Annotated in this window: 9 protein-coding genes and 1 rRNA gene; 3 read left to right on the top strand and 7 right to left on the bottom strand. The window is 64.7% G+C overall.

Annotation, left to right across the window (positions count from 1 at the left end):
• Positions 1 to 283: 283 nt before the first annotated feature.
• Entirely contained in the window at positions 284 to 1,480 is a 1,197-nt protein-coding gene (locus MFF62_RS23195; RefSeq protein WP_238265466.1) for an ABC transporter substrate-binding protein, read from the top strand.
• A gap of 184 nt (positions 1,481 to 1,664) precedes the next feature.
• Here the strand turns inward: MFF62_RS23195 and MFF62_RS23190 are convergent, their stop codons facing one another.
• From MFF62_RS23190 to MFF62_RS23170, 5 genes are all read right to left on the bottom strand, one after another.
• Complete coding sequence (locus MFF62_RS23190) at positions 1,665 to 2,726, bottom strand: ABC transporter ATP-binding protein (protein ID WP_238265465.1); 1,062 nt, start codon at positions 2,724 to 2,726, stop codon at positions 1,665 to 1,667.
• Entirely contained in the window at positions 2,723 to 3,721 is a 999-nt protein-coding gene (locus MFF62_RS23185; protein WP_238265464.1) for an ABC transporter ATP-binding protein, read from the bottom strand. Before MFF62_RS23185 ends, MFF62_RS23190 begins: the two co-directional genes overlap by 4 nt.
• 24 nt (positions 3,722 to 3,745) lie before the next feature.
• Positions 3,746 to 4,678 (bottom strand): ABC transporter permease, encoded by a 933-nt coding sequence (locus MFF62_RS23180; protein WP_238265463.1) that lies wholly within the window; start codon positions 4,676 to 4,678, stop codon positions 3,746 to 3,748.
• A 3-nt stretch (positions 4,679 to 4,681) separates the two neighbouring features.
• A complete protein-coding gene (locus MFF62_RS23175; RefSeq protein ID WP_238265462.1) occupies positions 4,682 to 5,659 on the bottom strand; it encodes an ABC transporter permease in 978 nt (325 codons plus the stop codon).
• Positions 5,660 to 5,841: 182 nt separating this feature from the next.
• The gene (locus tag MFF62_RS23170) at positions 5,842 to 7,443 is read right to left on the bottom strand and encodes an ABC transporter substrate-binding protein (protein WP_238265461.1); all 1,602 of its coding nucleotides are present in this window, start codon (positions 7,441 to 7,443) and stop codon (positions 5,842 to 5,844) included.
• A gap of 394 nt (positions 7,444 to 7,837) precedes the next feature.
• Between MFF62_RS23170 and MFF62_RS23165 the strand changes: the two genes are divergently transcribed.
• Together MFF62_RS23165 and MFF62_RS23160 are read left to right on the top strand one after the other, a co-directional pair.
• Positions 7,838 to 9,031, top strand: coding sequence for a M20 aminoacylase family protein (locus tag MFF62_RS23165; RefSeq protein ID WP_238265460.1), 1,194 nt, complete (start codon positions 7,838 to 7,840; stop codon positions 9,029 to 9,031).
• Between the two features lie 35 nt (positions 9,032 to 9,066).
• Positions 9,067 to 10,092, top strand: a complete 1,026-nt coding sequence (locus MFF62_RS23160) for a DUF2891 domain-containing protein (protein ID WP_238265459.1) — start codon at positions 9,067 to 9,069, stop codon at positions 10,090 to 10,092.
• 18 nt (positions 10,093 to 10,110) lie between these two features.
• Here MFF62_RS23160 and MFF62_RS23155 read toward each other — a convergent pair whose 3' ends face one another.
• Entirely contained in the window at positions 10,111 to 11,040 is a 930-nt protein-coding gene (locus MFF62_RS23155) for a DUF3047 domain-containing protein (RefSeq protein ID WP_238265458.1), read from the bottom strand.
• Between the two features lie 287 nt (positions 11,041 to 11,327).
• Positions 11,328 to 11,429, bottom strand: a 5S ribosomal RNA gene (rrf, locus tag MFF62_RS23150); the annotation flags it as partial.

The raw sequence follows: 11,429 nt of genomic DNA, 5'->3' as shown, positions 1-11,429 counted from the left end.
GCATTGGCGGACTATCGGCCAGGCGCTTGTCAACGGCGTGGCCGTGATGACTGTGGCGCAGTGGCGTCGGCCAAACATTCCTGACCGGGAGAATTTGTTTGGCTCCGATTGTATTCGATTATGATGTGCCGGCGCAGTCCGGCTCACCCCGGAAACTGTCCGGCCTCGCGGGGCCGGGAGCCGTACCGGCACAAGATCCGGACGGCATCCGCGGGGTCCGAAAGCAGCACCGCAGCAAACAATGCAATGACAGACGTTTGACGGATTTTTGACGGGGATTCACATGGGTTTCACTTCTGGGGTCAAGCGCCGGCAGTTCGTCGGCCTGATGATGGCGGCCGCGCTCGCGGCCAGCGGCGCACCAGGCGCCGCGTTTGCCGCCAATACCACGGCCGCCGAGGCCGGCGTGACCGCCGACTCGATCCTGCTGGGACAATCGGCCGCGCTGACCGGCCCCACGGCCGTGCTGGGCAAGCAGATGAACGCCGGCGCCCGCCTCTACTTCGACTACATCAACGCCCATGGCGGCGTGTTCGGCCGCAAGATCGAGCTCAAGGCGCTGGACGATGCCTACGAACCCGACGAGGCCGTCAAGAACACGAAGAAGCTGATCGAGGAAGACCGTGTCTTTTCCCTGTTCGGTTATGTGGGCACGCCCACCAGCCAGGCCGCGCTGCCGCTGGTGAACCAGGCGCGCATTCCGTTCTTCGCACCGTTCAGCGGCGCGCAGACCCTGCGCGAGCCCAACAGCCGCTACGTATTCCACGTGCGCGCCGGCTATGACGAGGAAACGGCGGCCATCGTGCGCCAGATCCGCACCACGGGCCTGAAGCGCGTGGCGGTGGTCTACAACGACGACGGCTACGGCAAGGCCGGCCTGGCCGGCATCGAGCACGCCATCAAGGTGCTGCCGGCCGACAGCGGCGTGAAACTCGTGGCCCAGTCCAGCGTGATCCGCAACACCGTGGAAATCGGCGACGCGATGCAGGAAGCCATGAAGGCCAAGCCCGATGCCGTGGTGCTGATCAGCGCCTACCGCACTGCCGGCGCCTTCGTGAAAGAGGCTCTGCGCCGTGGCTACAGCGGCCAGTTCTACAACGTGTCGTTCGTCGGCACGCAGGCGCTGGCCAAGGAAGTGGGCCCGCAAGGCAGCGGCGTGATCATCTCGCAGGTGATGCCGCATCCGGGCAACGCCACGCTGCCGGTGGTGCGCGAATACCTGCGCCTGCTGCAGGCCGCGGGCAAGCAGAATGAATTCGACTACGCCAGCGTCGAGGGCTTCATCGCCGCCAAGGCGTTCGTGGAAGGGCTGCGCCGCGCCGGCAAGGACCTGACGCGCGAGCGCTTTGTGATGGCACTGGAAAGCATGCGCAACGTGGACCTGGGCGGCTTCATCATCCAGTTCGGCCCCGAAAGCCACGTGGGTTCGAAGTTCGTCGAGATGACGATCATTAATTCGCGCGGGGTGGTGATCCGGTAGTTGCGGGTCGCCTTGTGTTTTGATTGGCTCCCCTCTCCCGCATGCGGGAGAGGGGATGGGGGTGAGGGATCGGCGGCTCAAATCCAGACCGCCTCGGCAAGCAGGGACGTGCTGCCCTCACCCCCAACCCCTCTCCCACTGCGTGGGAGAGGGGAGCAAACCCAACAAAGAAGCGAATCCCCGCCTACGCCATATCGTTCAAATGGCAGGCCGACCACCGTAGCGGCGCGATCTCCTTCAGCGCCGGCTGCTCCTCCTTGCAGCGCGGCATCGCGTGCGGGCAGCGCGGGTGAAAGTGGCAGCCCGGCGGCGGGTTGAGCGGTGACGGGATTTCGCCGCGAATCGCCACATACGTCTTCTTGCCGACCTCCAGCTTGGGGGCCTCCGCCAGCAGCGCCTGGGTGTACGGATGGTTCGGCGATGCGAACACTTCCTCGGTGGGCGCCGACTCCACCACGCGGCCCAGGTACATGATCACCACGCGGTCGCTGATGTGCTTGACCACCCCCAGGTCATGGCTGATGAACAGATAGGTCAGGTTCAGCTCTTCGCGCAGGCGCATGAACAGGTTCAGCACCTGGGCCTGGATCGAGACATCGAGCGCCGCCACAGACTCATCGCAGACCAGGAATTCCGGCTTCACGGCCAGCGCGCGGGCAATGCCGATGCGCGCGCGCTGCCCGCCCGAGAACTGGTGCGGAAAGCGCCGCAGCACCGTGGGGTCCATGCCTACGCGCACCAGCATGTCTTCCACATACGTCTTCTGCGCGCCCTTGTCGACCATGCCGTGCACGACCGGCGCTTCGCCGACGATGTCCAGCACGCGCAGGCGCGGGTTCAGCGACGCGTAGGGGTCCTGGAAGATCATCTGGATCGCCAGTTGCCGCTCGCGCCGCTTGTCCGGCGGCAGGCGGTCCAGGTCGGTACCGCGCCAGAGCCGTTCGCCCTCGGTCAGCGTATGCAGGCCCACGGCCATGCGGCCGAGCGTGGACTTGCCGCAGCCCGACTCGCCAACCAGGCCGACGACCTCACCGGTGCGAATCGCCAGATCGACCTTGTCGACGGCGTGCACCACTTCCATCTTCTGCTTCGCGCCAAAGACATTGGCGATGCGGGCGGCCACGTCCAGCGACTTGACGAAGCGTTTGGACACGCCGCGCAACTCCAGCAGCGGCGCGACCGGCGTACCAGCCTCGGCGGCGGCGTCCGTTGCCACGGCATTGGGATGTTCGATCACGGTATTCATGCCGCCTCCTGCTGGGCCTGGACAGGGTGGAAGCAGCGCAGCTGGCGTGCGTCGGGCAAGATCTCCAGCGGCGGGTCGGTCTTGCAGACATCGGTGGCATACGGGCAGCGATTGCGGAACGAGCAGCCGCCCGGCAGGTTCAGCAGCGACGGCGTCATGCCCGGAATCTGCCGCAGCGGCGCCCCGCGCGGATTGCGCGACGGCGCCGAGCCAATCAGCCCGTGCGTGTACGGATGCTCGGGCCGCTCCAGCACCTGCCGCACGTCGCCCGATTCGACAATCTTGCCCGCGTACATCACGCAGACCTTGTCGGCCAGGCCGGCCACCACGGACAGGTCGTGGGTGATCCAGATCAGCGCGGTACCCGATTCCCGGCACAGCGTCTGCATCTCGTAGAGGATCTGGCCCTGGATGGTGACGTCCAGCGCCGTGGTGGGTTCGTCGGCGATGATCAGGTCCGGCTTGTTCAGCAGCGCAATGGCAATGGCCACCCGCTGGCGCATGCCGCCCGAGAACTGGTGCGGATACGCCTGCAGCCGTTCGTCCGGCGACGGAATGCCCACGCGTGCCAGCGCGTTGCGGGCCCGCTCGCGCGCGGCGGCCTTGCTGACGTCGTCATGCGCGCGCACCGCCTCGATCATCTGCGTGTCGATGCGCAGGACCGGGTTCAGCGTCATCATCGGATCCTGGAAGATCATCGCGATGCGGTTGCCGCGCACGTCGCGCTGCTGCGCGGGCGTGAGCGTGCGCAGGTCGCGCGTGACGCCATCGCGGCTGGTCAGCGCGATGCGCCCGTCCACCACGCGTCCCGGCGGATCGATCAGGCCCATGATCGAATAACCGGTCATCGACTTGCCCGACCCGGACTCGCCCACCAGGCCCATGATTTCGCCGCGCCCCACCGTGAACGAGACATCGTCCACGGCCTTGGCCACGCCGGCGCGCGTGAAGAACTGCGTCTTCAGGTTTTCAACGACCAGGGTTGGCTGTGTCATATCGGCTCCTTGCTCCCCGATCCGTTATTGCGTCTGCAGGCGCGGATTCAGCACGTCGCGCAGCTGGTCGGCCACCAGGTTCATCGCCACGATGGTCAGGACCAGCGCGATGCCCGGGAAGAAGCTGATCCAGTACTTGCCGGACAGCATGTACTGCTGGCCGTTGGCGATCAGCATGCCCAGCGACGGCTCCGTCACCGGCACGCCCAGCCCCAGGAACGACAGCGTGGCCTCCAGCGTGATGGCCGACGCCACCTGCAGCGCCGCGATCACGATCAGCGGCGGCAGGCAGTTTGGCAGCAGGTGACGGAACATGATGCGGCGCGGCGGCAGGCCCAGGCAGGTGGCCGCCTCGATATATTCCTTGCGCCGCTCCACCAGCGCCGCGCTACGCGTGGTGCGGGCGTAGTAGGCCCACTGCACGGCGACCAGCGCGATGACGATATTGCCGATGCCGGGGCGCAGGAACGCCAGCAGAATCAGCGCCAGCAGGATGGGCGGGAACGACAGCTGCAGGTCGGCCACGCGCATGATGAACGCCTCGGTGCGGCCGCCGAGGAAACCGGCCAGCAACCCCAGCGTGGCGCCCAGCAGCAGCGCGATCACGGTGCTGACCACGCCTACGCCCACGCTGATGCGCAGGCCATACATCACGGCCGACAGCATGTCGCGGCCCTGCTCGTCCGAGCCGAGGATAAACGTCATGCCGCTGCCCGCCTGCTCGCCCGGCGACATGCGGGCGTCCAGCACGTCCAGCGTGGCCAGGTCATACGGGTTCTGCGGCGCCAGCAGCGGCGCGAAGATCGCGATCAGGATGATCAGCGCCAGCGTCACCAGCCCCACCACTGCAAGCTTGCTTTCGAAGAATTGCCGCGCAAAGCGGCGCCACGGCGTCTGCTCGCGCGCGGCGGCGGCCGGTTTGACCGGGGCTTCCTGGGGAACGGTCGATGTGCTCATGGCTCAGCCCTTGTTGTCGGCAATGCGCACGCGCGGATCGAGCATGCTGTAGACAATGTCCACCACGAGGTTGATCAGGATGAACAGCGTCACGATCACCATCAGGTAGGCCACGATCACGGGGCGGTCCAGCAACTGGATCGAGTCGATGATCAGCTTGCCCATGCCCGGCCACGCGAAGATCGATTCGGTGACGATGGCGAACGCGATGATCGACCCGAACTGCAGCGCGATCACCGTGACGATCGGGATCAGGATGTTCTTGAGCACGTGCACGCCGACGATGCGCGAATTGGACAGGCCCTTGGCCCGTGCGAACTTGACGTAGTCCTGCAGCATCGCCTCCTGCGTGCCGGCGCGCGTCAGGCGGATCACCATCGCGATGTTCAGCAGCGACAGCGTCACCGCGGGCAGGACCAGGTGGCGGATACCGTCGACGGTCAGGAAGCTCAGCGGCACGCCCAGCACGCTGACGGTCTCGCCGCGCCCGTTGGACGGCAGCCAGCCAAGCTGCACGGCAAACACCATGATCAGCATCAGGCCGACCCAGAACGTGGGCAACGAAAAGCCCAGGATCGACACGGTCATGATGGTCTTGCCCGACAAGCCGTTCGGCCGCAGCCCGGCCCACAGGCCTAGCGGAATACCGAGCACGATGGCCAGCATGATGGCGCACACCGCCAGTTCCAGCGTGGCCGGCATGCGTTCGAAGATCAGCTTCAGCGCCGGCGTGCCGTGCGCGAACGACGTGCCCAGGTTACCGTGCAGCGCGTTCTGCAGGAAGATCCAGTATTGCTCCCAGAGAGGCTTGTCCAGCCCGAGCGCGGCGATGGTGCGCTTGATGTCTTCCTGGTCGGCCTGCGGGCTGATCAGGATGTCGATCGGATTGCCGATCGCAAATACGCCAAGAAATACGAGCAACGACATGACCAGCAGCACAACCACGCTCTGCATCAGTCGCCGGATGATGAAGACCAGCATGTTCCAGACGCCTATCCTTTCGCCGGGGCGCGGTTACGCACCGCCAGCGGATTCGCGACCCACGGGGGACATCGTGGGGACACCGCCCCGGCCTCTCGCCGAGAAGCCGGGGCCGCGATCATACCCGGGCCGTCATTCGCGCGCGACGGCCCTGGCCTGCGTTGCCGGTTTATCGCACCAACTTACTGCGCCGGCTTGAACAGGTGCGCGTACGTGCGTTCGTCGGTACGCGGCGTGTACGTGATGCCCTTCTGCGTGGCCCACGTGGTCACCTGATGGTGAACCGGGATGATGCCGCCGTCCAGCACCACGATGGCCGTGGCTTCCTGCAGCAGCTTCGAGCGCTCGTTGTCATCCACGGTGGCCAGCGCCTTTTCCAGAACCGCATCCATCTTCGGATTGCAGTACTCGCCCCAGTTGGTGGTGCCGAAGCCCTTCTTCGAGTCCTCGCAGGCCACCAGCGCACGCAGCGGCGAGCTGACCTCGCCGGTCTGCGCGCCCCAGCCCACCAGGCCGAACGACCATTCACGCTTGATGGCCTTCGACGAGTACGTGGCCATCGGCATGCCTTCCACCTTGGTGTTGATGCCGATGCGCGTCAGGTTCTGCGCGATGGTCTGCGCAATCTTCTCGTCGTTCACGTAGCGGTTGTTCGGCGTATGCAGCGTCAGCCCGAAGCCGTTCGGATAGCCGGCGTCGGCCAGCATCTTCTTGGCCGCTTCCGGGTCGTACTTGAGCGTCTTCAGCTGCGGGTTGTGGCCGAAGAGCGTGGGCGGCACCAGGTTGTTGGTCGGCTCGGACAGGCCTTCCATCAGACGGTCCTTGATACCCTGGCGGTTGATGGCCGTGCTGATGGCGATGCGCACGCGCGCGTCCTTCAGCGGGTTCTTGTCCATCGGCTGGCCTTCCTTCGTCGTCACGAACGGCGACTTGTCGCGCTTGACGTCGAAGTACAGGTAGATCACGCGGTGCGAGATCTTGGAGAAGAACGACAGCTTGGGATCGTTGCGCACCTTCGGCAGGTCAGGCGTGGGCACGTTCTCGATGGCCTGCACGTCGCCCGAAAGCAGCGCCGCCAGACGCGTGGCCGGATTCGGTATGAAGCGCAGCGTCACCTTGTCCCAGGCCGGCTTGCTGCCCCAGTAATCGGGATTCCGTACCAGTTCGACCCGGTCGTCGCGCGCATAGCTGACGAACTTGAACGGGCCCGTGCCCACCATGCCCTTGCCCTGCGCGAAGTCGTCGGAAGACAGGCCCTGCGTGGCCTTCTTCTGCACCATGAACACCGACGTCAGGTCGTTGAGCATCAGCGGGTAAGGCTGGTTGGTGGTTAGCTGAATCGTGTACTTGTCGATGATCTTCTTGTTGATGATCGCCTTGGTGTACACGTCGAACTTGCCCGGGCTGTTGACGATGGTGGCCGGACGGTCCAGCGACCACGCGATGTCCTCGGTGGTCAGTTCGGTGCCGTCGTGCCACTTCACGCCCTTGCGGATCTTGAATTCCCACGTGAGGTTATTGACCAGCTTCCACGATTCGGCCAGCCCCGGCACGACCTTGCTGTCGGGGTCGAGCTTGATCAGCGACTCGAACACGTGCTCGGACACGTTGATGTTCGAAAACAGATTGTAGAAATGCGGATCCATCGAGGTTGGCGGCGAGCTCATGGCGATCTTGAGATCGACCGCATGGGCCTGCGCGGCCAGGCCGAGGCCGAGGGCACCGGTCAGCAGGACGGTACCAACTGCCTTGCCTACGGCCTTCTTGACGTGACGAAGGGACATCGCACGATTCTCCCTGTGGGAAGTCTTGAAATGACATTGAGGATCGGTCGCGCTCGTCGTTGAGTTCTCATCAACATGCGCCGCATTTTGGTGCGACATCGTGCTGGGCAACGTGGCGCGCGACCGGCCGGGCACTTCAAGCATGAACTGTTCCAGCAGTGCTGGGCGTCCGCCATGCGGGGAAACCCACCCGCTCGGGGGGCATGGCGCATGCTGCGCCGCGCCACCGCGCAAGGCCGTACACGGGGCGAATAAAGGCTGGCCCGCGCACCGGCAAGCCGCCGCACTGCACGATACGGTGCGCGGGTGCAGGCGACGCCTTGTTTTGGCGCTTCGTGCAGAGCCCGCGTATGATCGGGGGACATCCAACTGCCCCATTCGCCTGGACGGCACCATGAAGCTCATCCCCGAAATCCTGCAGGCGCAAGCCGAAATTAAAACCATTCGCCGCGACATTCACGCGCATCCCGAACTGTGCTTCGAGGAACAGCGCACGGCCGATGTGGTGGCCAAGAACCTGGAATCCTGGGGCATCGAAGTCCATCGCGGACTGGGCACCACCGGCCTGGTCGGCGTGATCCGCAATGGCAGTGGCCACCGCAGCATCGGCCTGCGCGCCGACATGGACGCACTGCCGCTGCAGGAAGCCAACACCTTTGGCCATCGCTCCCAGCACGAAGGCAAGATGCACGCGTGCGGCCACGACGGCCACACCGCAATGCTGCTGGGCGCGGCCCGTTACCTGGCCGAGCATCGCAATTTCGACGGCACCGTGCACCTGATCTTCCAGCCGGCCGAGGAAGGCGGCGGCGGTGCGCGCGAAATGATCAAGGACGGCCTGTTCGACCGGTTTCCGTGCGACGCCGTGTTCGGCATGCACAACTGGCCGGGCATGCCGGTCGGTTCGTTCGGCACCACCGCCGGCCCGTTGATGGCGTCGAGCAACGAGTTCAAGATCACCGTGCGCGGCAAGGGCGCGCATGCAGCCATGCCGCACAACGGCTGCGACCCGGTGTTCACCGGCGCCCAGATCGTGTCGGCCCTGCAGGGCATCATCACCCGCAACAAGCGACCAATCGACACCGCCGTCATCTCGGTGACGCAGTTCCACGCCGGCGATGCGACCAACATCGTGCCGAATGAAGCGTGGCTAGGCGGCACGGTGCGCACCTTCACGGTCGAGGTACTCGACCTGATCGAGCGCCGCATGGAAGAAGTGGCCCGGGCTGTGGCACAGGCGTTCGATTGCACGATCGACTTCGAATTCCGCCGCAACTATCCGCCGACCATCAACAGCGCGGCGGAAGCCGAATTCGCCGTGGGCATCGCCAGCGAGCTGGTGGGGGCCGACAATGTGGACGGCAATGTCGAGCCGACCATGGGCGCCGAGGACTTTTCGTTCATGCTGCAGGAAAAGCCCGGTTGCTACCTTTTCATCGGCAATGGCGAAGGTTCGCACCGCGAGGCCGGCCATGGCATGGGCCCGTGCATGCTGCACAACCCCAGCTATGACTTCAACGACGAGCTGTTGCCGGTGGGCTCGACGTTCTTCGTCAAGCTCGTGGAAAAGTGGCTGGCGCCGGCCTGATCGGCGTCTGAACTGACCCTTCCTGGCGACGCACGATGACCCATACGCTGCTGGATGACGCCACGGCGGAGCGCTTTGCACGGGTGGCGCTCGACAACATCGTGCGTCCATACCCGTACAAGGTCGACCATTTGATGGCGAACGCCGGCGACCTGGCGACGCCGGCAGAACTGCATCCCGTTTTCTACGGCAGCTACGACTGGCATTCGTCGGTGCACATGCACTGGCTGCTGGTACGGCTGCTGGCGTTGCGGCCGAACCTGGCCGTCGCCGCGCAAATTCGCGAGACGCTCGATGCGCAGCTTCGGCCCGAAGCCATCGCGACGGAACTGGCCTATTTCGAGCGGCCAACGTCCCGGACCTTCGAGAGGCCCTACGGCTGGGCCTGGATGCTGCGCCTGCAGGCCGAACTAGGCGCGCTGGCACAGCAGGATGCACAGGCGGCCAGATGGGAGGCCGCCTGCGCGCCTCTTTCCGATCACCTGGCGCAACGCCTGATCGACTACATCGACATTGCCGATTTTCCGGTCCGCACGGGCACGCACTTCAATAGCGCGTTTGCGCTGGTGATGGCGCTCGCATTTGCGCGGCAGTACCAGCACCTGGCGCTGCGCAAATCGATCGTGCGGCGCGCGCATCGCTGGTTCGCGCATGACATGCGTTATCCGGCGCGCTATGAGCCGGGTGGGGATGAATTCCTGTCGGGTGGTCTGATGGAAGCCGTGCTGATGCGGCAAGTCATGGACGACTGCGGCTTCGGGGAATGGTGGGATCTGTTCTCGCCCGGGCAGGCCGAGCTTGGCACGTGGCTGACGCCCGTGGCGGTTTCGGATCGGACCGACCCGAAGATGTCGCACCTGGATGGCCTGAACCTGTCACGCGCGTGGTGCTGGCGGCTGCTAGGCCCGGCACTGCCGGCGCCGCTGCAGTCGTTTGCAGTGCGCGCGTGGTCCGATCATCTGGAAGCGTCGTTGCCGCAGGCGGTGGACGGCCACTACGTGGCCACGCACTGGCTCGCCACCTTTGCCCTGCTGGCGCTGGAAGACCTGGGCGTCGGCTGACCGGCGCAGCCGGTCCGCTCAGTCCAGCGCGATATCGCCGTACCAGGACTCGGCGCGGCTCTTGGTGTTGTCGGTATCGGTCATCAGTCCAACTGCCAGAACCTTGCCCGGATCCTCGCCAAACGCCTTGCGATAGTCGGCCCGCAGGTCGCGCTCATGACAACGCCATTCATTGGTGTGGCGCGTACCCGAATCCACTACGATCATGCGGACGCGATCGGTATGCGGATTGTTCAGGACACTGCCTTCCGGACGCTTGCCGCCCCAGATATACATCAGCGTGGCGTAAGGCATCTCACGGCCCGTGGTAATACGGGCCATCTCGTACATCAGCTGGTCCTTGAGCGGCAGGCTGCCGCGATCACCGTCGAAAGCGACGAAGATCCGCAGCGGTGCATCTTCTCGATGGCTGACAGCGTTGTCCGCGACCCGAATCACGTCACGGGTCTTCCACATCCAGCGCAATTTGCCGGCATCGCGCTGTTCCAGCGGCACGTACAGGCCCGACGCCGAGGCATCCGACACGGCGTGAAGCACCATGCGCTGGTCGACCTCGGTCAGCGAATAAGTCGTGGGAGTCTTGTTGCGATTGACCTTCCAGGGCTGCCAGCCCATCGGAGGCGTCGTCGAATCAGCGGACGTCGAGAACAGCGGCAGTTGTGCCAGCAGGGGAAGCGGTGCGGGATCGGCTTCCGCCTCGCCATCGCCACCGCCTGATTCTGCCTCGGCGGACAACTTCGCGGCCCGATTGGTCAGTTCGAGCGCATCTGCGCCACCGCTTTTAACTGTCGCGTTCAACAGCCCTTTTGCGGCGAATGGAGCGCAATTGCCGTCAGTGACGGCAGCCAACTTGGATGGATCGGTCGGAGCGACCGTCGATGATGCACAACCGGCAAGCGCGAGCGCGCTCACCAGACAAGCCAGTGCTGGCCGAAACTTCATGGCCACGATAACCCCCTGGACCCTGATTCTTACCCGTTCGTCGAAATCCCAACATCCTGGCTATTCGGCGCCGAGGCTTTGGTATTGCAGACTGCTTCGTGCTGAATTTTTCAGCGCTTGGACGAGAACATATCAGAACACCTGTGAGGCAGGAATGCTCCGGTACCCTGAATACAACAGTCCAACATGACGAGGGGTGCTTTTCGGGGATTTGCCACGGAACACAGGCAGCGTTTCGCTCGCGCAAAAGCAAAACCCCCAAGCTTTCGGGCTTGGGGGTTCTGGGTATAAGAGCCTGGCGATGACCTACTTTCACACGGGTAGTCCGCACTATCATCGGCGCAAAGTCGTTTCACGGTCCTGTTCGGGATGGGAAGGGGTGGTTCCAACTCGCT

This window comes from Cupriavidus pauculus, from assembly GCF_022179805.1.
In the GTDB taxonomy this organism is placed as follows: Bacteria; Pseudomonadota; Gammaproteobacteria; order Burkholderiales; family Burkholderiaceae; genus Cupriavidus; species Cupriavidus pauculus_E.
The sequence above is the reverse complement of the archived record's forward strand: the minus strand, read 5'-3'. Positions and strand labels throughout refer to the sequence as shown.